The sequence below is a fragment of the Vreelandella arctica genome (genome assembly GCF_037070215.1).
Classification (GTDB): domain Bacteria; phylum Pseudomonadota; class Gammaproteobacteria; order Pseudomonadales; family Halomonadaceae; genus Vreelandella; species Vreelandella arctica.
The window spans coordinates 1-25,680 of the sequence record NZ_JBANSN010000033.1; the positions used below are offsets into that span (position 1 = coordinate 1).

Annotated in this window: 23 protein-coding genes; 9 read left to right on the plus strand and 14 right to left on the minus strand. The window is 56.4% G+C overall.

What is annotated here, in order from left to right; translation table 11 throughout:
• Positions 1–101: 101 nt before the first annotated feature.
• The gene (locus V8L70_RS19415; RefSeq protein WP_336270381.1) at positions 102–644 is read right to left on the minus strand and encodes an MFS transporter; all 543 of its coding nucleotides are present in this window, start codon (positions 642–644) and stop codon (positions 102–104) included.
• Positions 645–914: 270 nt separating this feature from the next.
• Here V8L70_RS19415 and yccS point away from each other — a divergent pair, with 270 nt between their 5' ends.
• Entirely contained in the window at positions 915–3,119 is a 2,205-nt protein-coding gene (gene yccS / locus V8L70_RS19420; RefSeq protein WP_101145459.1) for a YccS family putative transporter, read from the plus strand.
• Here the strand turns inward: yccS and recG are convergent.
• Both recG and V8L70_RS19430 read right to left on the minus strand, forming a co-directional pair.
• Positions 3,116–5,194, minus strand: a complete 2,079-nt coding sequence (gene recG / locus V8L70_RS19425) for an ATP-dependent DNA helicase RecG (RefSeq protein WP_101145460.1) — start codon at positions 5,192–5,194, stop codon at positions 3,116–3,118. The two genes, yccS and recG, sit on opposite strands and share 4 nt — an antisense overlap.
• Positions 5,191–6,120, minus strand: coding sequence for a hydrogen peroxide-inducible genes activator (locus V8L70_RS19430; RefSeq protein WP_101145461.1), 930 nt, complete (start codon positions 6,118–6,120; stop codon positions 5,191–5,193). Before V8L70_RS19430 ends, recG begins: the two co-directional genes overlap by 4 nt.
• 234 nt (positions 6,121–6,354) lie before the next feature.
• Here V8L70_RS19430 and V8L70_RS19435 point away from each other — a divergent pair, with 234 nt between their 5' ends.
• On the plus strand, positions 6,355–7,236 hold the full coding sequence (locus V8L70_RS19435) for an SDR family oxidoreductase (protein ID WP_101145462.1): 882 nt from the start codon (positions 6,355–6,357) through the stop codon (positions 7,234–7,236).
• A 9-nt stretch (positions 7,237–7,245) separates the two neighbouring features.
• Here V8L70_RS19435 and V8L70_RS19440 read toward each other — a convergent pair whose 3' ends face one another.
• The 4 genes from V8L70_RS19440 to gmk all read right to left on the minus strand — a co-directional run bounded on the left by V8L70_RS19440 (position 7,246) and on the right by gmk (position 10,917).
• A complete protein-coding gene (locus V8L70_RS19440; RefSeq protein WP_101145463.1) occupies positions 7,246–7,635 on the minus strand; it encodes a RidA family protein in 390 nt (129 codons plus the stop codon).
• A 109-nt stretch (positions 7,636–7,744) separates the two neighbouring features.
• A complete protein-coding gene (locus tag V8L70_RS19445) occupies positions 7,745–9,877 on the minus strand; it encodes a RelA/SpoT family protein (RefSeq protein ID WP_101145464.1) in 2,133 nt (710 codons plus the stop codon).
• Positions 9,878–9,907: 30 nt separating this feature from the next.
• Complete coding sequence (rpoZ, locus tag V8L70_RS19450) at positions 9,908–10,165, minus strand: DNA-directed RNA polymerase subunit omega (RefSeq protein WP_007112267.1); 258 nt, start codon at positions 10,163–10,165, stop codon at positions 9,908–9,910.
• A gap of 119 nt (positions 10,166–10,284) precedes the next feature.
• A complete protein-coding gene (gene gmk, locus V8L70_RS19455; RefSeq protein ID WP_336270390.1) occupies positions 10,285–10,917 on the minus strand; it encodes a guanylate kinase in 633 nt (210 codons plus the stop codon).
• 149 nt (positions 10,918–11,066) lie between these two features.
• Between gmk and V8L70_RS19460 the strand changes: the two genes are divergently transcribed.
• Positions 11,067–11,762, plus strand: coding sequence for an extensin-like domain-containing protein (locus tag V8L70_RS19460; RefSeq protein ID WP_336270392.1), 696 nt, complete (start codon positions 11,067–11,069; stop codon positions 11,760–11,762).
• Positions 11,763–11,777: 15 nt separating this feature from the next.
• On the opposite strand, the gene V8L70_RS19465 is transcribed toward V8L70_RS19460, so the two are convergent.
• Together V8L70_RS19465 and V8L70_RS19470 are read right to left on the minus strand one after the other, a co-directional pair.
• The gene (locus V8L70_RS19465; protein WP_008957112.1) at positions 11,778–12,029 is read right to left on the minus strand and encodes a YMGG-like glycine zipper-containing protein; all 252 of its coding nucleotides are present in this window, start codon (positions 12,027–12,029) and stop codon (positions 11,778–11,780) included.
• 113 nt (positions 12,030–12,142) lie between these two features.
• On the minus strand, positions 12,143–13,354 hold the full coding sequence (locus V8L70_RS19470; RefSeq protein WP_336270393.1) for an MFS transporter: 1,212 nt from the start codon (positions 13,352–13,354) through the stop codon (positions 12,143–12,145).
• Positions 13,355–13,538: 184 nt separating this feature from the next.
• Here V8L70_RS19470 and V8L70_RS19475 point away from each other — a divergent pair, with 184 nt between their 5' ends.
• Entirely contained in the window at positions 13,539–14,150 is a 612-nt protein-coding gene (locus V8L70_RS19475; RefSeq protein ID WP_431313236.1) for a DNA-3-methyladenine glycosylase family protein, read from the plus strand.
• 146 nt (positions 14,151–14,296) lie between these two features.
• Here the strand turns inward: V8L70_RS19475 and V8L70_RS19480 are convergent, their stop codons facing one another.
• From V8L70_RS19480 to V8L70_RS19500, 5 genes are all read right to left on the minus strand, one after another.
• Positions 14,297–15,172 carry a pirin family protein gene (locus tag V8L70_RS19480; protein WP_101145469.1) on the minus strand — a complete coding sequence of 292 codons (876 nt, stop codon included), beginning with the start codon at positions 15,170–15,172 and terminating at the stop codon, positions 14,297–14,299.
• A gap of 112 nt (positions 15,173–15,284) precedes the next feature.
• A complete protein-coding gene (locus tag V8L70_RS19485; protein WP_101145470.1) occupies positions 15,285–16,325 on the minus strand; it encodes a zinc-dependent alcohol dehydrogenase family protein in 1,041 nt (346 codons plus the stop codon).
• A gap of 62 nt (positions 16,326–16,387) precedes the next feature.
• Entirely contained in the window at positions 16,388–16,963 is a 576-nt protein-coding gene (locus V8L70_RS19490; protein WP_101145471.1) for a histidine phosphatase family protein, read from the minus strand.
• A 227-nt stretch (positions 16,964–17,190) separates the two neighbouring features.
• Entirely contained in the window at positions 17,191–18,054 is an 864-nt protein-coding gene (locus V8L70_RS19495; RefSeq protein ID WP_101145472.1) for a YicC/YloC family endoribonuclease, read from the minus strand.
• 116 nt (positions 18,055–18,170) lie between these two features.
• On the minus strand, positions 18,171–19,187 hold the full coding sequence (locus V8L70_RS19500; protein ID WP_101145473.1) for a substrate-binding domain-containing protein: 1,017 nt from the start codon (positions 19,185–19,187) through the stop codon (positions 18,171–18,173).
• Between the two features lie 315 nt (positions 19,188–19,502).
• On the opposite strand from V8L70_RS19500, the gene V8L70_RS19505 reads away from it, so the two are divergent.
• The 5 genes from V8L70_RS19505 to V8L70_RS19525 all read left to right on the plus strand — a co-directional run bounded on the left by V8L70_RS19505 (position 19,503) and on the right by V8L70_RS19525 (position 25,613).
• Positions 19,503–20,486, plus strand: coding sequence for a substrate-binding domain-containing protein (locus V8L70_RS19505; RefSeq protein WP_336270397.1), 984 nt, complete (start codon positions 19,503–19,505; stop codon positions 20,484–20,486).
• Positions 20,487–20,579: 93 nt separating this feature from the next.
• Complete coding sequence (locus V8L70_RS19510) at positions 20,580–22,067, plus strand: sugar ABC transporter ATP-binding protein (protein ID WP_198555992.1); 1,488 nt, start codon at positions 20,580–20,582, stop codon at positions 22,065–22,067.
• Complete coding sequence (locus tag V8L70_RS19515) at positions 22,060–23,058, plus strand: ABC transporter permease (protein WP_101145475.1); 999 nt, start codon at positions 22,060–22,062, stop codon at positions 23,056–23,058. Before V8L70_RS19510 ends, V8L70_RS19515 begins: the two co-directional genes overlap by 8 nt.
• Positions 23,055–24,044 carry an ABC transporter permease gene (locus tag V8L70_RS19520; protein ID WP_198555993.1) on the plus strand — a complete coding sequence of 330 codons (990 nt, stop codon included), beginning with the start codon at positions 23,055–23,057 and terminating at the stop codon, positions 24,042–24,044. The genes V8L70_RS19515 and V8L70_RS19520 overlap by 4 nt, the downstream gene beginning before the upstream one ends.
• 12 nt (positions 24,045–24,056) lie before the next feature.
• Positions 24,057–25,613 carry an FGGY family pentulose kinase gene (locus tag V8L70_RS19525; RefSeq protein WP_101145476.1) on the plus strand — a complete coding sequence of 519 codons (1,557 nt, stop codon included), beginning with the start codon at positions 24,057–24,059 and terminating at the stop codon, positions 25,611–25,613.
• Positions 25,614–25,680 lie beyond the last annotated feature (67 nt).

The window sequence follows — 25,680 nt, forward strand, 5'->3', positions numbered from 1 at the left end:
TTCTTCAGGACGGCTGCTTTACGCTCTGCAGAATAACGTGGCACAAGGGCTCCATGCCGCTCCCTCTGGATTAGATTTAGGCGATATCGCCAACCGGACAACTAGGCTGACAGAGGGGGGGCCATAAAAGCCATCAAATAAAACACCGCCTCAACGCCGTAAAAATAGCCTGCCAAGGCTGCTAACACGGCAGCGGTGGCATTGCCGCCATGGTTATAGGCCTGGTTTTGCCCCAACTGATGAGCAAGCCCCGTCTGGCCCACTAAGCCTAGGGTTAAGCTGAGCATAGCGGGGCCAATGGCCGCCGCGGCGATACCCGTGGCAATCTGTGAAAACGCAATAAACCAGGTTTGTGGCCAGAACAATAGGACCAGATTGACGGTGGCTACCAATACCGCACAGCCCACCACCAACAAACGTTTATAGCGTGTAGCATCTGCTAACATACCGGCGGGCGTTGTCGCTATCAGGCTAGCAAACCCGGCAATGGTCATCACGAAGCCGATTTCAGCGGGCGACCATCCCAGCGCCACAAGGTAAATGCCTAAAAACGGACCGAGGCCATCGCGCACATCGGCCAGCGAAAAATTTACCAACGACAATGCACGCGTCGAGCGTAAAACGGCAGGCTGCTGATTATTCATGGATGTTCCTATCACAACGACTACCGATCAAAATGTGGCTACCATCAGCATCAGGCAAGCCGCGCGAAGCAACAATGACAGCAATATCTTATACCAACCCAGTACGTGAGTAGGACAGCTGAATTTCAACGTATAGCAATTTAAGGTATGGCAAGCAGCAGAATAAGCGCATGTCGCTAAACGTTGATTGAACCGGTAGCGACAAACGCCCCGGCCACCCTCTATACTAGCAACTTATACTAAAGTCTAAACAACATCCTAAGAGACCCTATGCCCATTTCTTTGCCGCTGCGGCGCCTTTGGACGCTGGATAAATTCGCCTACAGCCTGCGCGTGTTTATAGCCTTCAGCGGTGCGCTGCTGTTTAGCGGCTTAATGGGCAATGTGGCTCTGGTGATTCCCCTCTTTCTGGGCATCATCGCCTGTGCATTGTCTGAAACTGACGACAGCTGGCAAGGTCGCTTTCAAGCCCTGATGGTGACGCTGGTGTGCTTTACCTCGGCGTCTTTTATTGTCCAGTGGCTGTTTCCCTGGCCGTGGCTGTTCGTGGTGGGCCTGGGCATTTCAACGTTTACCCTGATCATGCTGGGCGCTATCGGGCAGCGTTACGCCACGATAGCCTCCGGCACGTTAATCCTGTCGATTTACTCGATGATCAATATTGAGCAGCACGGCGGCGTTGATGAAGATGTGGCCACGCGCCAACTGCTGCTGTTGGCGGGGGCGGTCTGGTACGGGTTAATTTCGATCGTATGGTGCGCGCTATTTTCGCGCCAACCGGTGAAGCAGAGCATGGCGCGAGTGTACAAGGCGCTGGGCGAGTTTCTGATTCTGAAGTCGGCGCTATTCGAGCCGGTGCGGGGCGTAGACGTGGAGGCGCGCCGGGTAGCACTGGCACGCCAGAACGGCAAAGTGGTCGATGCCCTGAATCAAGCCAAAGAGATGATTTTTAGACGGCTTGAAGGCCAGCGCGGAGACCGCAAGCTTAACCGCTACCTGCGTATCTACTTTATCGCTCAGGACATTCATGAACGCGCCAGCTCCACTCACTACCCGTACAGCGCGCTCAGCAAAGCGTTCTTCCATCATGATGTGCTGTTTCGCTGCCAAAGGCTGCTGGATCAGCAGGGGCGCTCCTGTCGCCAGCTAGCCAAATCGCTGCTACTCAACCGGCCGTTTGACCATCAGCAGAGTGAAGAGGCGCTGGCCGATTTACACGCTTCGATTGAGAACTTACGCGACCGAGGTAAGCCCGAGTGGCGTCCGCTACTTTATCCACTAAGTGCGCTGGCAGATAACCTAGCCACGTTGGAAAACCAGCTCGCCAGTGCCCACAATCCTGGTGTCAGCGATGAACGGCGCGACAGCTCGCTTTATGACCGCTCACCGTCCAGTGTGCTGGAAGCATGGAAGCGGGTGCGCCTCAACTTTACCCTTGGCTCGCCCACCTTTCGTCACGCCGTGCGGCTCTCGATTGCGTTAATGACGGGCTACGGGATTCTGCAATGGATCGACCCCGAACAGGGTTTCTGGATTCTGCTCACCACCCTGTTTGTCTGCCGACCCAACTTCGCTACCACGCGACGCTTCTTATCACAGCGGATTATGGGCACGGTCCTGGGGCTGTTGGTGGGCTGGGCGTCGATCAGCCTTTTCCCGCACCCGCTGGTGCAGAGCATGATCGCCGTGGCCGCTGGGGTGTCGTTCTTCGCCAACCGCGAAAAACACTACGTGATTGCCACTGCCTCCATCACGCTACTGGTGCTGTGCAGCTTCAACCAGGTAGGGGATGGTTTTGACCTGATCTTGCCCCGCCTGTTTGATACCTTGATTGGCTCGCTGATCGCGGGCTTAGCGGTGTTTTTTATTTTGCCCGACTGGCAGGGGCGCAGGCTTTACCGCGAGGCCGCCAATGCGCTGAATAACCACCGCCGCTACCTGGAAGAGATTATCCATCAGTACGAGGAAGGTAAGCAGGATGACTTGGCCTATCGCCTAGCCCGGCGCAATGCTCATAACGCTGACGCGGCACTCTCCACGCTACTCACCAATATGCTCCACGAGCCAGGGCACTACCGTAAACTGGACGCAGACAATGGCCTGCGCTTTCTGGTGCTCTCCAACACTCTGCTTAGCCACCTTTCAGCACTAGGCGCCCACCGCCATCAGTTGGCAGATGATGAAGACGACGCCACTTTGGTACCGGTAGCAAAACGCATTGGAGAGCTGTTGGGTCAGATCGCAGAACAGCTGAATAAACGCCAGCCGATAGAGGCGCTAACGGATCAAACCGCCAAACTGTTAGCCCAATTAGAAGGGCAGAATACCGCTATTACGGATGAAAAAGCCGTCGCCCTTTATCGCCCTATTCAGAGCCAGCTCCGTCTTATTACAGAGCAGCTCGCCCCGCTAGGCGAGGCGGCAAATCGATTAGTGGGAAGCGAAGCGCCCACCGCCAGCAGTACAGCGGCTTAAACCTGCCCATAGCGCCCTGCGGCTTCGCCTAACCAACGGCGTACCAGCACGGCGGTAATCTCAGGATTGCCCTGTAGCGTTTGGGCCATGGTGCTCACTCGTTCCAGAAGGTCGGCATCGCGTTCCAGGTCGGCAATTTTCATCTGTGCCAAGCCGGTTTGGCGGGTGCCGAGTACTTCGCCGGGGCCGCGGATTTCCAGGTCTTTCTCGGCGATGCGGAAGCCGTCAGTAGTTTCGCGCATCACTGCCAAGCGCTGGCGGGAGCTTTTCGACAGCGGCGGATGATAGAGCAGCACACAGAAGCTTTCCGTGCTGCCGCGGCCTACCCGGCCGCGCAACTGGTGAAGCTGCGAAAGCCCCAGACGCTCGGGGTTTTCGATAACCATCAGGCTGGCGTTGGGCACATCCACCCCCACCTCAATGACCGTGGTAGCCACCAGCAGATCCAGCTCCCCCGCTTTGAAGGCAGTCATCACCTCGGCTTTCTCGCTTGATTTCATCCGTCCATGCACCAAGCCCACCGCCAACTCAGGCAGCGCCTCCGTTAGCTCATCACGGGTAACTTCGGCGGCCTGACACTGCAGCACGTCGGACTCATCAATCAGCGTACAGACCCAATAGGCCTGACGACCCTCGCTGCAGGCCAGTCGAATGCGCTCAACCACTTCGGGGCGGCGCTCATCGGGCACCACCACGGTTTTCACCGGCGTACGGCCGGGAGGCAGCTCGTCGATCACCGACACATCCAGATCCGCGTAGGCGCTCATGGCCAAAGTGCGGGGGATCGGCGTAGCAGTCATAATCAATTGGTGCGGGGTAAGCCCGCCCGCTTCGCCTTTCTCGCGCAATGCCAGGCGCTGGTGCACGCCAAAGCGGTGCTGCTCATCAATAATCGCCAGCCCCAAGCATTCAAAGTGCACGTCGTCCTGAAACAGCGCATGGGTGCCCACCACCATACGCGCACGGCCATCGGCAATCGCTGCCTTGGCATCCAGCCGCGCTTTGCCTTTAAGCTTGCCCGCCAGCCACGCCACTTCAATACCCAGCGGCTCAAACCAGGCTTTAAACGAGCGGTAGTGCTGCTCGGCGAGGATTTCAGTCGGCGCCATAATCGCCGCCTGACAATTGCCCGCCAAAGCGCTCAGCGCGGCCATGGCGGCGACCACGGTTTTTCCCGAACCCACATCACCCTGAATCAGCCGTAGCATTGGCGCCGGGCGGCTTAAATCGTGGCTGATCTCTTCCAGCACGCGGCGCTGGGCGCCGGTTAGCGCAAACGGTAATTGGGCCAAAAAGCGCGCCTGCAGGCTGCGCCCAGAGGGCAGCGTGGGCGCGCCATCGGCCTGAATACGCAAGCGAACCTCGCGCAGGCTAAGCTGGTGAGCAAGCAGCTCTTCCAGCGCTAAACGCCGCGTGGCCGGGTGCTGGCCGCTGGTGAGTTGCTCGATGTTCACATCGGGCGGTGGCTGATGTAACAGGTGCAGGCTGGCGTGCAAGCCCGGCAGCTGAAAGCGCTGAAGCAGCGTATCGGGAATGACATCGGGCAAGGCCTCGGGGGCACTGTCGAGAAGCCCAAGCGCCTGTTGAGCCAGAGCGCGCAGCCGGGGTTGGTTCAAGCCTTCCGTGGTGGGGTAAATGGGTGTGAAATACTCATCGACCGGCGTTTCACTGCCACCACTGAGGCGGTATTCGGGGTGATAGATCTCTAAACCGGTTGCCCCGGCCCGCGCTTCACCGAAGGCGCGTACCGTCGCACCAGGGCGTAGCTGTTGCTGCTGGGCAGGCGAAAAGTGAAAAAAGCGCAGGCTCAGAATGCCGCTGGCATCACGCAGGCGTACCAACAGGCTGCGGCGGCGACCTTTAACCACATCGCAGGCGGTCACTTCGCCTTCGATCACCGCCTCCTGCCCTGCCCGCAGCAGGCCAATCGGCGTCAGCCGCGTACGGTCCTGATAGCGCAGCGGCAGGTGAAACAGTAGATCGCTGACCCGCTCAATCCCCAGCCGGCCAAGCTTCAGCGACAACGCTTCGCCCACGCCTTTCAGCGCGGTGATGGGCGCGGAGAGATCGCTCATGGGGCGCTTTTCACGGCCTGAGTAGGCTGCTGGCAGTGGCTGATCGCCTGAATCAGCGCCTCAATGGCTTTAGGGCGTGGAAAGCTCGCTCGCCAGGCAATCGCCACGGTGCGCGACGGTGCTGGCGCCACAAACGGCCGACTGACCAGTAGGGCGTTTTCATACTGATTAGTGCCCAACGCCGACTGCGGTAGAACGGTAATCCCCAGCCGGGAAGCGACCATATGGCGAATGGTTTCCAGCGAGCCCCCTTCCGCAATCAGCGTGTTGTTAGGACTGTTGAGCTTTTGGGTAATCGCCGGGCAGGCTTCCAGAATCTGATCGCGGAAGCAGTGACCTTCACCGAGCAATAGCAGGCGCTCTTCGAGTAAATCCTCTTTATTGATCGCTTCGCGCGACACCCAAGGGTGATTGGCGGGCATCAATACCTCAAAGTCTTCCTCGTAGATGGCCTTTGTCACTACATCGGTTTCTGTAAACGGCAGTGCCACAATGATGACATCCAGCTCACCGCTTCTGAGTTTGGCGCGCAGCGTGCCAGTCATGCCTTCTTCAATATACAGCGGCATCTGCGGGGCCGCATTTGCCAGCGCAGGGACCAGATGAGGAAACAGGTAGGGCCCGATCGTATAAATCGCGCCAATGCGCAGCGGGTTGGCCAACTGGTCTTTGCCGCTACTGGCCAGCTCGAAAATCAGCGTGCTCTGTTCCAGCACACGCTGCGCCTGAGCAACGATCTTTTCACCCAGCGGGGTAACTTGTACGGTGGACTTAGAGCGCTCAAATAGCGGCGTTTCAAGCTCCTCCTCCAGCTTTTTCACCGCCACGGAGAGTGTGGGCTGTGAAACGTGGCAGCGTTCTGCCGCGCGTCCAAAATGGCGCTCCTGGGCGAGGGTTACGATGTAGCGAAGTTCTGTTAAAGTCATAGCGGTGCCAGTGGCATCCTCTCGTAGCAGCTTGTGACTAGGGTATGTACGAAAACAGTGTTTGTACGAAAATAGTGTTGTACGAAAAACCTAGCATCATAGCAGTCAGCGGGATGGTAAAGGACAAGCAAGCTCTGCCGACGGTTTTCTCACCCGACAATGACACAGTTCAATGTCAACGTTGGTAGAGACTTTGCATCTAATAGGGAATATTAATCAAGAGGAGTGAGCACGGTGAAGCTAACCGTACTGATTATCGGCTGTGGCGATATTGGGATCAACCTTGGGCGCGAGTTGCTTGAGGAAGGGCACCAAGTGATTGGGATGCGGCGCAACGTCGAGGCCTTAAAAGGCACCGGCATTAAACCGCTGAAGCTGGATTTAAACGACCTCGAAGATGCCGATGCCAAAAGTCTTCCTCACGCCGACTATGTGGTTTATACCGTCAGCGCTGACCGTTTCGAAGAAAGTGCCTATCAAACCGCCTACCCAGAAGGGTTAAAGCGCGTTCTGAGTGTGATGGAGCAGCACAAGACGCCACCACGCCGGGTGTTTTTCGTCTCTTCAACCAGCGTACATGGCCAGCAGGAAGGCGAAGTAGTCAATGAAGAGAGCCCCACTGACCCCAGCAGCTTCTCTGGCACATTGATGTGCGAAGCCGAACAGGCGCTGATCAATCATTCGCTCCCTGGCACAGTCATTCGCTTCTCAGGCATTTACGGCCCAGGTCGTGACCGGCTGATTCATCAGGTCGCTGAAGGCCGCGTGGCGGCAATCACCCCAGTGATCTATTCTAATCGCATTCACCGCGACGACTGCACCGGCATTATCGCCCACCTGATTCGCTATCAAGAGAGCGGTGAAACGCTGGCCGATATCTACCTGGGCAGCGACTGCGAGCCGGTCACCATGCATAACGTGATGACGTGGTTGGCGACTCAGCTTAAAGTAGAGGCCACCGAGACCATGCAGTCCCCTTTGCGCCGTCGGACCAGCAAGCGTTGCGATAACCAGCGCATCTTGAGCACTGGTTATCAGTTCCGCTTCCCCAGCTACCGCGAAGGCTATTCACAGGTGCTCAAAGAGGGCGGCTTCCTAGAGGTGAACCAGGTCTAACCGATTAGGTTAATCGCCAATCACCATCACCGCTTCCGCTTCCACCTGACTGCCTTTGGGCAGCGCTTTCACGCCAACAGCGGCTCGGGCGGGGAAAGGCGCGGTGAAGAACTCTTCCATGACTTGGTTAACAATCGCAAAGTTATCCAAGTCGACCAAATAGAGATTCAGCTTAACGATATCGCTCAGCGAACCTGCCGCTTCTTCACACACTGCTTGCAGGTTGGTGAAGACCTGACGTGCCTGAGCTTCAAAATCCTCAGAGACAATCGTCATGGTGGTAGGGTCTAGCGGAATCTGGCCCGAGAGATACACCGTGTTCCCCGCTTTAATAGCCTGGGAGTACGGGCCAATAGCAGCGGGTGCTTTGCTGGTGTTGATAACAGCCTTATTGCTCATGCGATGTCTCGCTCCTTCAGTGGGTAATAAGTCGTTCTAATTAGTGCCCTGCCCACTCAGCCAATAGTAAACACTACCGATATACCATCAGCATGCTGTTATAGGCGTATTAGTTGGCGAGTCGGGTAATTTTGCTAACGTTGGGTAGATTTCGGATGCGTTTAATAATGCGTGCCAGATGCACGCGTCCTTTCACTGACAGCGTCAAATTAACGGTGGAAAGCCGGGCATCGCGCTCTTCAATGCCGATACGCTCGATATTGGCATCGGCATCGGTGACCAGTCCGGCCAGTTCTGCCACCAGCCCTCGGCGGCTCTCAATTTCAATACGCAGTGCCACCGGGAAGTCTTCATCAATCGTGTCCGACCATTCCAGCGCGAAGAGCTTATCGGGGTCGTTTTTATCCGCAACGTTTTTACATTCGGCGCGGTGAACGACCAAGCCTTTGCCGGTAGAAAGGTGGCCCACCACAGGGTCGCCCGGTAGCGGGTGGCAGCAGCGCGCAAAGTTAGTCACCATGCCTTCACTACCGCTGATCACCACGGCTTTGCTGCCTTCAATTCCCGCGGGATGCTCATAAGTATCATCACCGTGGGCGGCATCCACTAGGCGCCGAGCCACCACGTGCGTCATACGATTGCCTAGCCCCAGCGATTCCAATAGAGACTCTTCTGAAGAGACATCCAACTCTTTAAAGGCGCGTTTAATGGCGCTTTCATCCAGCTCTTCCAGGCTGGTATCAAACGGCGCCAGGGCTTTATTGAGCAAGCGCCGACCCAGCATGACAGCTTCGGTCTGCTGCTGGTATTTCAGCGCATGGCGGATAGCCGAGCGCGCCTTGGCGGTGGTCACAAAGCTAAGCCAGGCAAGGTTCGGGCGCGCACCAGGGGCGGTAATAATTTCCAACGTCTGGCCGCTCTCTAAGCGTGTCGAGAGCGGTGCCAAGTGACGGTCAATCCGGCAAGCAATACAGTTATTGCCAATATCCGTGTGTACGGTATAAGCGAAGTCGATCACGGTCGCGCCTTGCGGCAGCTCCATGATGTCGCCTTTGGGGGTAAACACGTAGATATCATCAGGGAACAGGTCGTTTTTAACGTGTTCGATAAACTCTAGCGAATCGCCAGCGTGGCGCTGCATCTCCAGCAAACCTTTCACCCAGGCGCGAGCACGAGCGTGGCTGCCTTCGGCAATCGGGTGCGACGTTTGCCCTGCCTTGTAAAGCCAGTGAGCGGCAATACCGTTATTGGCCATCGCTTCCATCTCACGGGTACGTATCTGTACCTCAATAGGCATACCGCGAGAACCAAACAAGGTGGTATGCAGGCTCTGGTAGCCGTTCGCTTTGGGAATCGCAATATAGTCTTTAAAGCGCCCCGGTACCGGCTTATAGAGGTTATGCACCACGCCTAAAATTCGGTAACAGCTGGCCACATCTTCGGTAATGATGCGAAATCCAAACACATCCATAATTTCGGCGAAGGGCTTACGCTGGTCGCGCATCTTCTTGTAGATCGACAGTAGATGTTTTTGCCGGCCAATCACTGTGCCGTTCAGGCCATCTTCATCCAGGCTTTTTTGCAGCGATGACTGGATTTCACGCATCGCGCTGCGCCGATGCCCACGCGCTTTAGCCACCGCACGCTTAATGCGTTCGGCGCGCATCGGGTGAATCGCTTGAAAAGAGAGATCCTCAAGCTCAACACGAATCGTGTTGATGCCCAACCGCCCGGCAATGCGGGCATAAATTTCCAGGGTTTCGCGGGCAATGCGGCGCTTTTTATCAGGGCGCAAGGCGCCCAGGGTGCGCATGTTATGCAGCCGGTCGGCCAGCTTAACGATGATAACGCGGATATCCCGCGACATCGCCAGCACCATCTTCTGGAAATTTTCCGCCTGGGCGACGGCTTTGTCTTCAAAGGTGATTTGGGTAAGTTTGGATACCCCATCGACCAGTTCTGCTACCGGTTTGCCAAACTGAGCCTCCAGGGCCTTTTTGGAAACGCCGGTATCTTCGATAACGTCATGCAGCATGGCGGCCATCAGGCTTTGATGGTCCATGTGCATATTGGCAAGAATATTCGCTACCGCCAGCGGGTGGGTAACGTAAGGCTCGCCGGAACGCCGCCGCTGGCCGTCGTGGGCCTGCTCAGCATAATAAAAGGCACGTTTGACCTGCTGGATTTCATCCGGGGGTAAATAGCCGCCGAGTCGATCGGCCAGGTCATCAATGGTGAACATCTACCGCGCCTCTATCGGTTCGTTGCAACGTTAGTCGTCGATATGAGTAGGCGCCATGGCTGGGCGCGGACGCACAGCGGCTTCAACTGGCTCGTCCAGTACCGTGTGATCCACCAGGCCTGCGGCAATTTCACGCAGCGCCATGACCGTGGGCTTGTCATTTTCCCATGGCAGCAGCGCATCGCGGGAGCCACGCGCCAGCTGACGAGCGCGCTGGGTGGAAATCATCACCAGCTTGAAACGGTTTTCAACATTTTCAAGACAATCTTCAACGGTTACGCGAGCCATGGGAGCCTTCCTGTTATGACGGAACCGGGCCGACACCGTAGAGAACGGCGCCGACCCAGTGAAAAAAATGGTGCGACAAAAATAGTGCAACGCAATAGAAAGTAGTAGAACCTGATAGATTACTCGACCGTAGGCGCCTGTGACAAGAGTGCAGCTAACAGTGGCGCATGGCGCTCACACATTACCGGGCGGCTTAAACGTCGGCTGATGACTAATGATTGTAACTCTTGCAGCGCCGTCGTGAAGTCATCATTCACTACCAAGTAATCATATTCGTGGTAATGGGACATTTCGCTTATTGCATCGCGCATACGCCGGGCAATCACCGCATGCTCATCGGTGCCGCGGCTAGCAAGGCGCCGCTCTAACTCTTCGCGTGAAGGGGGAAGTATAAAAATCGACACCGCATCAGGCATTTGCTCACGCACTTGCTGGGCGCCCTGCCAGTCAATCTCCAGAATAACGTCCTGCCCAGCTGCCAGTAATACCTCGACCGCCTTCCGCGAAGTACCGTAGTAATTATCAAAGACGTTGGCATACTCAAAGAACTCGCCGTGCGCGATCATCGCTTCAAACTCAGCCACGTCGGTGAAATGATAATTCACGCCATCCACTTCACCCTCGCGCTTGGCACGTGTGGTATGCGAGACCGACACCTGAATCCCATCCAGACTTTCAATTAGCTCGCGCACCAAGCTAGTCTTGCCAGCACCCGACGGAGCAGAAACGATAAAAAGCGTACCTTGGGACATGAAGCGCGTTCCCCTCAGTTGGCAAAATAAGTAGCGAAAATAAGTAGCAAAGAACAGTAAAGCGACTGCAGCAGAGCAGTAAGGCTGCGCAGTATCGCACACCCATCGCTGCGACTGTAGCGTTGGCAGCGACATACAGGGAGGTAAGCATGCGCAGTACGCTATTTATTTTAGGCCTGATTGCACTGGGTGTAGCCCTGCAAAAAGGCATTATTGAGATTCCCCGCCACTGGGCGCCCTGGGCTCCGCTACATATCGACGATCCCCTCACACCCGTCACGCAACTCAAGCTTAACCGCTTAGCGGATGACCGCGCCGGGTGTTTAGCAGCATTAGACACGGTGCCCGAAGGCGAGCTGCGCTACACACCACTGGCCGATTACACCCCCACAGCAAGCTGCCCGCTTTCCAATATCGTGCGTATGCAGTCAAGCGATGTCGCTTTTAATCGGAGCTTCGTGGCGTCCTGCCCCATGGCGCTGGCATGGGTGATGTATGAACGCCACGCGTTACAGCCTGCCGCCGAGGAAATTATAGGCAGCCGGGTGAGTCAGGTTAACCATGTGGGTAGCTTTGCCTGCCGTAATGTTTATGGCCGTGAAACGGGCAGGCGCAGCGAACACGCCACCGCCGAAGCGCTGGATGTGGTGGGGTTTCAGTTTGAGAATGGTCAGCGTATTTCGCTGATCAACCACTGGGATGATGAAGGTGCAACGGGGGAGTTTTTACGCGCCGCACGAGACGGTGCCTGCGAAACCTTCGGCAACGTATTAGGGCCTGACTACAACGCCGCGCATGCCGATCACTTTCACATGGGCATGCGCGGATTTAGACTGTGTCGCTAAGAGATCAACCATTACTTATTCGAGGTTGATGTCATCTTCATCCGTGGCTGCACCGGTAGCGGCGCCAATACCACCGCCAATGACAGCCCCTTGCGTCATGCTACCGCCTGTAGCTGCCGCCGCACCAGCCCCCACGGCCGCGCCTACGCCAGCACCACTAGCAGCCCGCTCGCCGGTAGAGGTACCGCAGCCTGCCAAGCCGATAGTCAACGCTACCACTGCGCCTAGGGTTACTATGCGTGTCGTTTTAAATACCTGAGTATGCATACTCATCTCCTTATGGGTTGCTGCTTTTACACCTTAGAGAGGATTCGCCGTCTTTGCCATATTAATTATCACTGTTCGATAACTATGCAAAGTTTATGCATAATTAGCCAACGCTAGACACGCTGGGCCACGGCGCCATAGGTGCGTTGTTCCAGCCAGCGCCCACCCGCAAAAATGACCAACCCGCAGAACGCTAATCCAGCACCGACTAAGCCGGTGCTTGACCAGCTAAAACCAGCGCTGATCGCCAACCCCGCCAGCCACGCACCTAAAGCATTAGCGCCATTAAAGGCCGCATGATTGAGTGAGGCCGCCATGGTTTGGGCATCTTCAGCCACATCCATTAAGCGGGTTTGCAACGAAGGTGCCAGCGCCATGCTGGTACCCACCAGGCCAACAAACAGTAGTCCCGTCCAAACATTATTCGCCGCGAAGTAAAACAACCCCTGAACCACCCCACACCACAGCAGAATGATCGGGATCGCACGCATCAGGTTTTTATCTGCCATACGCCCGCCGATTAAATTACCGGCAATGGAACCCAAGCCAAAAATGACCAGCACCAACGGCCCCAGCGATTCGCTCATGCCCGCCTGCTGGGTTAACGTCGGCATCACATAACTAAAGATGGCAAACATACCGCCGCAGCCAATGCAGGCGAGGGCTAACGCGACTAATACACGCTGTTTTAATAATGCGGAGAGTTCACGCAGAGGGCTCGCAAACGAATCAACTGGCTGAATCGGCACATAAAACCTGATTAACAGGGCGGTGAGCAGCGCAATGCCCCCGACCCCCACAAACGCAATTTGCCAGCCAAATAGATTTCCTGTCCAGGTGCCCAACGGCGCCCCAATCAAAATCGCCACCGTTAAGCCCATCATCACCCGCGAGATAGCCCGCGCCCGCTGGTCGACCGGCACCGCCCCCGCCGCCACCAGCGCTGCAATGCCAAAATAAGCCCCATGCGGTAAGCCAGCCAGAAAACGCAGGCCTACAAATGACCAAAAGCCTGGCGCCATGGCACTGGCGATATTGCCTACTGCAAATACCAGCATCAGTACAATCAACAGAAGCCGCCGGGGCGCCCGTGCAGCCAGCGCCGAAATCAGCGGCGCGCCGACCACCACACCCAGTGCGTAGCTACTGATTGCATAGCCCACCTGGGGCACGGTCACGGCTAAATCGCCCGCCACGCGGTTCATCAAGCCCATAATGACGAACTCGCTGGTGCCGATTCCAAAGCCACCCAGCGCCAACACAAATTCGGCCAAGCGCGGGTTACGCGCCAGCCCTTGAGACGACGATGCTGTCGTATCCTGCATGCTTATCTCCTTGGGATATCGCACTGGTGGCATCTCGGTTAGCGTTAAATGATCGCAGGATTAGACGAAAGTAGAAACACACGGCGCTCAAAAAGTTAGCGGGCAAAGAAGATAAGCGCCGCGGTTTCCCACTTCTACGCTCGCTTTGCTAGTGTGAGGCTTTTACTAAACGCGTGAGGCAATGATGACGCCCGAAACCATTGAACAAGCCATGCAAGCATTAGCTCAGGCCGACCCAGATATTGCCCGCGCCTACCCATTGGTCGGGCCTCCTGGCCCACGCCAGCGCGACCAAGGCTTTGCAACGTTTTTCAGTACGATCGTCAGCCAACAGCTATCCACCGAAGCAGCCCGCGCCATCATGGGCCGCGTCAATACACTGCTGCCCGAGCTGCACGCCAAAGCGGTCATGGAAGTAGAAAGCCAAGCACTGCGCGATGCCGGGCTCTCCTGGCGCAAGATCGAGTACGCCAAAGGCCTCGCGGAAGCGGAACTGGCGGGCACCTTTAGCGCCGATGGGCTTGAGCATCTGAGCGATGAGGAAGTGATTACTGCGATCACTCAGCTGCGTGGCTTTGGCCGCTGGAGCGCCGAGATCTACCTGATGTTCTCGCTCAAACGCCCGGATGTCTTTCCCGCCGACGACCTGGCCCTGCGGGTAGCGCTAGGCCGCCTTAAAGGCATGGACGACAAACCCACGCCCAAACAGGCACGCCAGCTCGTCGAACACTGGGCACCCTGGCGTAGCGTGGGTTCGCTGTTTCTGTGGCACTACTATCGCGGCGAGCCGCTTTAAACAGTAGGCTCAGCCTGAAAACTGGCTGCGCTCGACCATACGGCGTTAAAAATCGTCTCAAAGTACTCATTTACACAACGTAAACTCCGTCTTTTCACCGATTTTTGCCTTGTCTGGCCTTCGCTCGCCGACTTTTCAGACAGAGCCTAAGCATCCAGGCCGCCAAATTTGCCGTTCTGGTAATCGTCGACCGCCTGAACGATCTCTTCGCGGGTATTCATCACAAACGGCCCGTGGGAGTAGACCGGCTCATCAATCACTTCGCCATGGCCAAACAGCAGACGCGCATCGCTGCTGGCTTCGATAACAACGCTATCGCCATCGCGGTCTACTTCGATCAGATGGTGAGGCTGAACCGGCTCACCGCCCACTTCGACATCACCATTCACAACGTAAAGAAACACCTGCCGCCCAGGGGCAACGGGCAGCTGTTCATGGGCGCCGGCAGGCAATTTCAGCGTCGACATAAACACGCCGGTGAGCGTCTCGATAGGGCCAGCGTGCCCCTGCCACTCACCTGCAATCAGGTTCAGCTCACCGCCGCCGGGCAGCGCAATGGCAGGTATGTCCGCCTGTTGCAGCCCCACATAGCGCGGCTCCCTCATTTTCAAGCGGGATGGCAGGTTAACCCATAGCTGCAGAATTTCCAGCGGGCCACCCTCACGTAAAAACTCAGGCGGCGAAATTTCCGCATGCACGATGCCGCTACCCGCGGTCATCCACTGCACACCGCCCGCGTTGATCACGCTTTGATGCTTAGCGCTATCCGCATGGGCCAGTGAGCCCTCTAAAATAAAAGTGACTGTTTCAAACCCACGATGCGGATGCGGGCCGAACGGCAGCCCACGGTTATTGGCCGGATAGGTCTGCGGGCCATGATGGTTAAGAAACAGAAACGGATCGAGCTGTTCAAGCTGTGGCCCCGGTAGCGGCCGCCGAGTAATCAGATCACCAATATCGTCACGCTGGGCCGAATGTTGGGCGATAACGCGACGCGCTGACTGAGTAGTGTCTAATGGCATAAGTGACTCCTTATCAATACGCCCAGCGTAAAACCTCAACGCGCCGATGAGGAGCGAATAATTTGCCCCGTTTCATTGAAGGAAATTGTTATTAAACGTCTCAGCGTTTTCCTCAAAACTCGGTCACTACTGTTACGCCCGCCCCTTCGAACTTATCCATGTTCATCAGCGCATCAATCGACTGCTCAAGGGTGATCCGTTTGCCGATCAGCTTTTCAGGCGCCAGCTTTCCTGACTGTATCATCGCCAGCATGGCGTCATAGCGATGCGCCTGCATGCCATGACTGCCCAGTATTTCAAGCTCGTGGGCAATGACTTTACTCATGGGAATGGCCGGTGTGCTGTTCTCAGCCAACATCAGCCCGACCTGCACATGCTTGCCACGTTTACGCAAATTGCTGATGGAGTTAAAGCAGGTCGTTGGATGCCCCAGCGCATCCAGCGATACGTGAGCGCCTCCCCGGGTTATCTCCGCAACCGCTTCCACCATATTGGCTACCTTGGCGGCATTCACCGTGGCAGTGGCGCCCAATTGACGGGCCAGATTAAGCGCCTCTTCCGAAATATCGACGGCGACAACGTTAGCGCCAATCGCATTGGCAATCATCACCGCCGATAGACCTACACCACCACAGCCGTGGACGGCCACCCACTGGCCTGCCGCTGTTTTGCCCTGATCCACCACTGCCCGAAACGAAGTGACGAAACGGCAACCCAAGCTAGCCGCCGTTGCAAAATCCAGTGTTTCTGGCAGCGCGACCAAATTCACATCAGCGTAGTGAATACTCACATACTCGGCAAATGAGCCCCAATGGGTAAAACCGGGCTGAAACTGGCTATCGCACACCTGATGATTGCCGGAGTGGCACTCAGGGCAAGTACCACACCCACCCACGAATGGAACCGTGACACGGTCACCAATGCGCCACTTTTTTACGTCTTTGCCCACGACTTCAATCACACCGGAAAGCTCATGCCCCGGCACATGGGGAAGCTGGATATCGGTGTCATGCCCCACCCAACCATGCCAATCGCTGCGGCAAACGCCGGTCGCCATGACGTTCACCACAACGCCGTGCGGCTCAGGGGTAGGATCAGGCAGTTCCTGGATCTGTGGTGGGGCGGAAAATTGCTCAAAAACAACGGCTTTCATTCAGGTCTCCTACACTTATCGCTTTTGTACTTTATAACGGCTCCTGTGGATAAGAAGCGAATTTATTGGCTATTAATGCTTAACCGCCCCACTACCTGAAACGAATCACCCGTTGGACGCACCACGATCATCTCACCCGAGCTAACGCCGCCGCCAATCAGCGCAGTGATATTCACCTGATGGGTGACCAGCAGCAAATTACCCGGCCCCCGCCATGCGGCAATCTGCTCTTGGGCGGTTTGAGTAATTGACGCCTGATCGCCGCGCCCGCGAAAGAACGAATCCAACCAAGGGGTAGATGTTATAGGTCCCAGCGCCATCAACTCAGCGGTATCCAGCGCCCGGCACCAGCTTGATGAGTACACCGCCGCAATGGGAATATCCCGCTCACGAAACGCGCGGCCAGCAGCTTCAGCCTGAGCACGCCCAGCCGCAGAAAGATTGCGCTGAGTTTCGCAACGGCCACGCTCAAATCCCGGCGGGTCGCCAATGCCAGGGGCCAGGGAATGGCGCATTAGAATCACCAAGCCACCCTCTTCGAGTGCTTGCCAGGTGGCGTCGTTTGCCTGGGCGCTGAGTGGTAATGTACACAGCACAGAGAGCAGTAGCGTTAAGGTGAGGTGGCGTAGGGTGGGCATAGAAGGGTTCTCTATCGGTGGCGTGTCACTAGCAGCGCTGTAGACTTTATAAGCTGCCTACAGTATTCAGTTGCTATCAAGCCTTCCCCACTCAGGATACAACGTCTCTCGAATTGAGCGAGGCTCATTACTGCATTCTGCCGCAGTGTAAAATGCCCATGCCAACGCAATAGCATGGTCTCCCACTCAACTGTCACAACCAGTAATGGCCAATGTTATAGGCAGCCTCACTCAATATTCTGAATCTGCTCCCGCATCTGCTCAATCAGCACCTTTAACTCCACCGCGCAGCGGGTCGTCTCTGCCACCACGGATTTTGATGAGAGCGTATTAGCTTCCCGGTTGAGCTCCTGCATCAGGAAATCCAGGCGGCGGCCTTTGGGGCCTTTTTGGGCGAGCTGGTGGCTCACTTCTTCGATATGCGCCGTTAAGCGGTCTAGCTCTTCATCCACATCGGCTTTTTGGGCCACCAGCACCAGCTCGGCTTCCAGGCGTTGGGGGTCGAGTTCGGTTTTGGCGACTTCCAGGCGTTCCAACAGCTGGGCGCGTTGGCGCTCCAGAATCTGCGGTAACAGGCTGCGCACTGTGGCTACCTGCTCACTTGCCGCCGCCAGGCGGGTGGTAATCATTTCGGCCAGCTTGTCGCCTTCACGGGCGCGGGCGTCAATTAGCTCATCCAGCGCTTGGTCAAATAGCGCTTTGGCGGCGGCTTTGATGGAGTCTTGATCCAGGTGCTGGGTTTCCATTACGCCGGGCTGATTGAGAAGCGCGAGCGTGGTGGGCGGCACGGCGCTGGGCACCTGCTGCTGAATGGCGGCTAGGGCGTCGGCAATCTCTTTTAACCGCTGGACGTTCACCGCCGGCGCTTGAGCAGTTTCAGAACTCTCGAACCGCACGCTGCACTCCACTTTGCCACGGGCCAGGCGAGTACGCAGTGCTTCGCGCAGCACCGATTCTAAATCCCGTAGGCTTTCATGTAGGCGAAAATGTGGCTCTAAGTAGCGCTGATTCACCGAGCGAATTTCGACCTGCAAGGTGCCAAAGGGGGCGGCCTGCTCGGTGCGGGCGAAGGCGGTCATGCTGTGCGTCATGGAAAAACCTGTAGAGAGATTAGCGTGTCAGAAGTGTAGAGCATTCGCTAACACTCTTGTTTGAATTGACGCGTCTATTTATTCGATACGTTGAATACTGAGCCAAAGTACGGAAATCAAACACCCATGATGTCTGGCTGCACCTCAATAAGCAGACTGGCATCCGGCGATGGCGTATCCATCACCTCGAAGACGCGGTCGATCATCTCGCCCACGTTTTGTCGTGCCATGATCAGGTGAGGGTGAAACGCAGCGGCCAGCGGGTCCCAGTCAAAGCAGCCAACAATCACATCGTCAAGCTGATAGCCGCCCCGCTGTAGCCAGCGCACGATTCCCTCAAGCGAAATCGTTGAGTTGACGAACATCGCGCTGGGAAGCGTAGCGCGGTGGCGTATATACGCCTCTAGCGCGACCTGGGCCTTATCGGCGGCATAGTCGCAGGGAATGATGTCTGCCTCCGAGGTGGAAAGCCCGCGTTCAGCGCGAGCCTGGGTGAATCCAGCAATCCGCTCGCGGGTATTGTGATCCTCCGCACGGCCACCAATAAACAGGATGGCGTTGTCACTTGGCGCTTGGCTGGCTAGCTGATCGAGAATGGCGTGGGTCAGCTTTTGCGCGCCCTCTCGGTTATTGGAAATAATCGAGGGGGCCTTACCGCCGGGCAAATCCAGGTTAATACTCGCCACTCCGCTCTCATCGCACATCGCTGAAATCGTGTCGGGATCAGTGGCCCCGGTACTGACTAAACATTCGACCCGGTAGGCGAGCATCATGCGCGCCGCCTCGCGCTCTTGGGTCGGGTCTCGGTTGGTACAAGCGACAATCGCAAACAGCCCACGGCGCCTCGCCTGGGCTTCGAAATGTTGGGCAATCGAGCTGAAATAGCGATTGTCGTAGAGCGGCAGAATCATGCCAATAATCCCCGAACGCTCCCGGCGCAGCGCACGGGCCTGCATGTTGGCTGAATAGCCTTCCGCTTGGGCGAGGGAAAGAATTTTGCTAGCCAGTTTTTTGCTGATGCGACGGCGCTGCCAAGTGCCGTTGAGCACGGCACTGACGGTACTAGGCGACGTTTCTGCCAACCTCGCTAAGTCGTAAATAGTCAGCCGCTTGGCTGAAGAGTCGCTAACCACGGGGCAGCTCCTTGCGATTAGATAAAAGTAGCATTGACGTGATGAAGGAATAGATCAATCCTACATATTGCACAACCGATTGTGCACGCTCGGTTAAATGACAATAACGATAGCGATGACGCATCGCTTAGGTACCACTCAACGTATCCAGCACTGTGTAAAGTTTCTGTGCATTAAATTCCTATGCATTGTGAGGCTCCAAAGCGTCTGCGTCATTTCATTTGACCATGGCGCAACGTACAGCAGCACTATTAAAGCGCTTCAATGCACGCTATTCCACTGACTGGGTTAGCCAACAGCAAGCAGGAAATCACAATGAAATACAAAGCACTTCTTACCGCGGCTACGCTAACAGGCATTATCGGCAGCACCAGCGCAATGGCTCAGGAGTCTCCTACTATCGCCGTGGTCGCGAAGGTGGGTGGCATCCCCTGGTTCAATGCCATGGAGATGGGCATTGAGCAGATGGGTGAAGAGCTGGGTGTCGAGGCCTATATGGTGGGCCCCACCAGCGCAGACCCGGCCCTGCAGGTACGCGCGATTGAAGATCTGATCAGCCGCGGTGTTGATGTCATCGGCGTGGTGCCCAACGACCGTGAAGTACTGGAGCCGGTGCTTGAGCGCGCGCGTGAGCAGGGCATTATTGTGCTGACGCACGAAAGCCCTGAGTCAGTGAATATCGATTACGACTTTGAAATGATTTCAGCGCAGCAGCTCGGCGAAGAGCACGCCAAACTGCTGGCTGAGACTACTGGATGCGAGGGCTCCTATGCTGTTTATGTGGGCGGACTGAGCGTGCCCGCACACAATGCCTGGGCAGATGCTGCCGTGAACTGGCTGGATGAAAACTGCGCAGGCTTGAGCCAAGCGGCTGAACGTTTCGGTGTGGCTGAGAGCGTCGACGATAGCCGTAATACCACACTTGACCTGCTGCGCGCTCATGAAGACCTGGCGGGCATTATGTCATTTGGCAGCCAAGGCACCATCGGTGCCGCTCGTGCGGTTAAAGAGCGTGGCTTAGAGGGCGATGTCGCCGTCATGGGGCTTTTCTCACCGGGTCAGGGGCGTCGTTTGGTACATGAAGGGGTTATCACAGGTGGTTTCCAATGGAGCCCACTGGAAGCAGGTAAAGCGTTCGTCGCCCTCGGGGAGATGCTCTATAGCGGCGAAGAGATTACCGATGGGGCTGAGTTGCCAGTGCTGGGCGACATCACTCTAGACGGCCACACAATCTATGCCTCGCAGCCACTGGAGCTCAATAAAGATACCGTGGATGAGTTGGCAGAGCTCGGCCTTTAAGATCGCGCTTATTCGTTTGGTGTAAATGCTGCCGCGCTCAATGAGCGCGGCAGTTATGTTAAGTGAGTCGTCATGTCTAGAGAGGAGCCGCCGATGAGCGAGATCGCGATTCGAGCGCGTCATGTTAGCAAGGTATTCGGACAAAGCCGGGTGCTGGATGATGTCGAATTCGAACTTCGCCGCGGAGAAGTCATGTGCCTGGCGGGCGAAAACGGCTGCGGTAAAAGTACCCTCATTAAAATTATCAATGGCGTTTACAAGCCCGAGCCAGGTATTGAGTTTACGTTTGGTAATGAAACCCTCTCCACCATTAGCCCGCTAGAGGCGCGCAGCCGAGGCATCCATGTCATATGGCAGGATTTGGCGCTCTTTCCGCACCTCACTGTTGCGGAAAATATCGTCTTTGATGACTACGTTGCAAAGCCATGGCGGCCGATTTCGTATAAAAAAGCGCTGCAGCAATCGCGCGAGATTATTCAGCAATTTGGTTTGAAACTGGATCCCACGGCTCGCGTTGAAGACCTTTCAATTGCCCATCGTCAGTTGGTCGCGATTTGCCGGGTGTTGCGCGCAGGGGCCAGCATTATCTTTATGGATGAGCCCACCGCTTCACTCACCTTCAAAGAGGTGCAGTCGCTGCTGGCCATTACACGCTCGCTGGCAGAAAAGGGCATTTCTATTGTGCTGGTCAGCCACCGCTTGTCAGAAGTACTGGAGGTGTGCCAGCGGGTAACCGTGCTACGTAACGGCCAATTGGTGGGTACCTTTCCCACCGAAGGAATGACCCAAGCGCGACTCTCCACGCTGATGACAGGCCTTGAGCTTGAGCTCACCCCACGGGCTAAAACCCATCAGGGTGAACCGGTACTGGAGCTTAAGCACCTGAGTCGTGCAGGCGAGTTTGAAGATATCTCTTTTACCTTACATCGCGGGGAAATTCTTGGTTTAACCGGCTTGCTGGGCGCTGGGCGTACCGAAATTGCCCACACCATTTTTGGTATGACAAAGCCCACATCGGGCGAGATTCATAAGGATGGTCAGCCGCTCAAGCTACGCTCTAACCGTGATGCGGTGCGCCATAAGATCGCCTACCTCTCGGAAGACCGGCTCCATCTTGGCCTGGTGCAAAATCAGTCGATCAATATGAATACCGCCGTGACGGTGCTACCGACGCTTGAGAAACCGCGTTTTTTCCTCTCTCCCCTGCGCATTAAGGCGCTTACCGCCCGCTGGATAGAGCGGCTTAAAACCAAGGTAAGTGATGCCGAACTGCCGGTCTCATCGCTCTCTGGTGGCAACCAACAGCGCATTGCGCTTGCCAAGTGGCTGGCGACCGAACCTGACGTTCTCATTCTCGACTGCCCAACGATTGGCGTCGATGTGGGGGCTAAAGCGGGTATTTTCGACATCATCCGCGGTCTTGCCGACCAGGGCGTAGCGATTATTTTGATCTCCGACGAAGCGGGGGAAATCTGGATGAATACTGACCGCGCGCTGGTTCTGCGCGAAGGGCGCATCGTTACCGAGGTGGTCCCCTCTGAAACAACGGAAGAAGCGCTGGAGGCGATCATCAATGCGTAATCTTTTATCGCGCACACGACTCGGCACCGAAGGGGTGCTGCTGAGCATTATTCTGGCGCTCTCGGTAGTGCTGGCGCTGACCACCGACAGTTTCTTAAGCCTTCAGAACCTGTTTGACCTGCTTAACAATCAGTCGGTCAATATCATATTTGCCGTCGGGCTGGTGGTCGTACTCATCGCGGGGGGCATTGATATCTCCTTCGCGGTGGTGGCGTCGGTGGTGCAGTATGTCGTAATGACACTGCTCATCGAAACGATGGGCGGCGGCAGCTGGCCGCTGGGCATCATCCTCTCAATGCTCGTGGGCACCCTGCTGGGGCTGTTTAATGCGCTGCTGATTCACCGTTTTCGTATTGTCTCGATTATCGTCACCATCGGCACCTTTAACCTGTTTTTCGGGCTCTTGATGTACTTCACGGGCGGGGTATCGATCTACGATATTCCCGACTGGCTCTACTACTCAATTCCTCTGCTAGACCTACCCGCCGAGCGCGGTTCGGCCACGCTCTACTTTCCCGTCGCCGTCATGGCGGTCATGGTCATGCTCACCTGGTTCATTCTGGCTCGCACAGGCTTCGGACGTGCGGTTTATGGCTTTGGCTCGAGCTCCGAGGCCGCGCGCCGTTCAGGCGTGAATGTGTGGAAAATTCACGCCTTCGCTTACGGCTGGCTAGGGCTATGTGCAGGCGTGGCAGGTCTTATGCAGGCGCATACCGTGCAAGAGGTAGTGCCTAACGCCTTGATCGGCCAGGAACTGCCCATTTTGGCTGCGGTAGTGCTGGGCGGCGCAACGCTGGGCGGCGGGCGAGGCTCGGTGCTGGGTGCGGTGCTGGGCGTGCTGCTACTCGCCGTGGTGCAAAACGGCCTTAACCTGCTGGGCGTCACGCCCTACGCTTTCCGCATGATTGTTGGGTTGATTATTTTAATCGCGATCACGACCAGTAATTTGGGCAACCTGTTGCCCCGTTCAACCAGGGCGCAAAACGTATGAACAAGCCGCTAAACATGCCATCCAGTGCTGGCGTACGCCTGAGTGGTGATAGCATCGAAGTGATGGCCATGACGGCCCTTTTGATCATCAGCATCGCGTTTTTCTCACTGCTGGCCCCGGGATTCCTCTCCGCGACAAATTTCAGCTCAATGTCGATGCAGTTGCCAGAGCTTGGACTTCTGTCACTGGCAATGCTGGTACCGATTATTTCCGGCGGACTCAACCTCTCGGTTACCTTTACCGCTAATATTGCTGGGCTCACCACCGCCTGGCTGGTACAGGGGTTACTGGCAGGCATGGGGATTCTCAGCGTGCCGATGGCGATTATGGCTGGACTTGTGGTGGGTGCTGCCGCTGGCTTTCTCATTGGCTTCATCGTTGCCTATGTGGGCGCCCATCCCATTCTGGTGTCGCTAGGTGCAATGATTTTTCTCCAGGGTATGGGCGAGTTTTTAACCCGCGGTGGCGGCATTTCAGGTATGCCTGAGGTATTTCAAACTATCGGTAGCGGAAGCTTTCTAGGCGTGCCAATTCCCATGCTGATCTTTCTCGCCGCCGCTGCTGGGCTGATGTACGTGATGCACTTTACCCGTACAGGGTTCTCGATCTATATGCTCGGCTCCAATCCCCGCGCGACTGAGTACTCGGGCATTAATGTTAAGCGCGTGCTGATTACCGTCTACACGATTTCCGGTCTGCTCGCCGGCCTCGCAGGTATGGTGATGCTCGCTCGCTTTAACTCCGTACGTGTCGGCCACGGCGAGAGTTACCTGCTGATTACCGTGCTGGCCTGTTTTCTGGCCGGGGCGAATCCCTTTGGCGGCTTTGGACGCGTACTCCCTTTGGTGCTGGGCTTGATGAGCCTGCAGGTAATCGCCTCAGGTATGAACCTGATGGGCGCCAGCCAGCATCTGGCCACCGCCGTGTGGGGTGCTTTTCTAATTATTGTAATGGCACTGCGTATGCCGTTTATTAAACAGTCTTGAGTAAGGTTTTCCATGAGTCATCAAGAACATGTTCTAGGCATTGATATCGGCACTGGCAGCGCTCGGGCGGGCATTTTCACGCTAGATGGCGTAATGCTGGCCGAAGCGAAAACCCCGATTGCGATGCATCGTCCTGCCGAGCATCACGTGGAGCAAAGCTCCACGGATATCTGGCGCGCGGTATGCAGCGCGACCCAGCGAGCCCGGCAGGCTGCCGGTGTAGCTCCCGAATCCATCACCAGCATGTCGGTAAGCGCCACCTGCTCGCTCGTTCTGTTAAATCAGCAAGATCAGCCGCTTAAGCTATCACCCGGTGATGAAGCATGGAATATCATTGTCTGGATGGATCACCGTGCCACCGCAGAAGCCGCTGAGTGCACAGCCACCGATGCGGCACCAATGGCCAACTTGGGTGGTGTCATGTCGCCCGAGATGCAGATGCCCAAACTGATGTGGCTAAAGCGTCACCGCCCAGAGCTTTATGCCCAGATTGGCTATGCGGGTGATCTTGGCGACTGGCTGGGCTTTAAATGCACGGGTTCCTTTGAGCGTTCGGTCTGCATGCTCGCCTGCAAGTGGACGTTTGATCCTCGGCCTGGGCATGGCTGGGATCACGATTTTCTAGGTCAAATCGGTATGCAGGATGTGCTCGAGCGCGCCCGCCTGCCCGACCAAGCCCTTCCGATAGGCGTAGCGCTTGGGCAGTTGACCGAAGAAGCCGCCGATGACTTGGGACTGACGACTCGGTGTACCTTTGCCGTGGGCATGATTGATGCCTATGCGGGTGCACTTGGCACGCTAGGCAGAAGTCTGGCTGATGCTCCCGAGAAACGCCTTGCGGTGATTGGCGGCACTTCTACCTGCCATATCGGGGCACAACCCCTTCGGCAAGAAGTACCCGGCGTTTGGGGCCCCTATCCAGGTGCGCTATGCGACGGTTTTGTTGCCAACGAAGGCGGGCAGAGTATTACCGGGGCGCTGCTGGATCACTTAGTGGCGATGTTCGCCGCGGGCAGCGAATTTGGCGACGATGTTCACGGCAAGCTCTCTGAGGTGCTGCTTGAACGACTGGAAAACGGCGACCCTGCACCGCATACCCACGTCTGCCCCGATTTCATCGGTAACCGCTCACCGCTAGCAGACCCGGAAATTCGCGGCGTGATCACCGGGCTCACGCTAGATACGCCACGAGAGAGCTTTATTAAGGTCTACTGGGCGGCCGCCACCGCGCTGGTGTACGGCACACGTGCGATTATCGAGCGACTTAACGCACATGGTTACGCCATTGATACGCTGCACTTAAGCGGTGGTCATGGCCGCTCGGCGCTGCTACGCAAGCTCTATGCCGACGGTACCGGATGCCGCGTTATCCTATCCGATGCACCTGAACCCGTACTGCTTGGGGCAGCCGTAGCGGCCTTGGCTGCCAAGGCCAATGGTGAGGTACTCAGCGTTGCCAATGGCCTCGCCCCAGGCGAGCAAATATTAGAACCCGAATTAGCAATGCAAACACTGCACACGACGCGCTATGCCGCTTTCAAAAAGCTTTACGAAGGGCGTCTCGACTAACGTCACCAATAGACTTCATTGCGCGAGCTGGACGTTAGCCCATCAGCGCACTCCCAGACGTGTACAA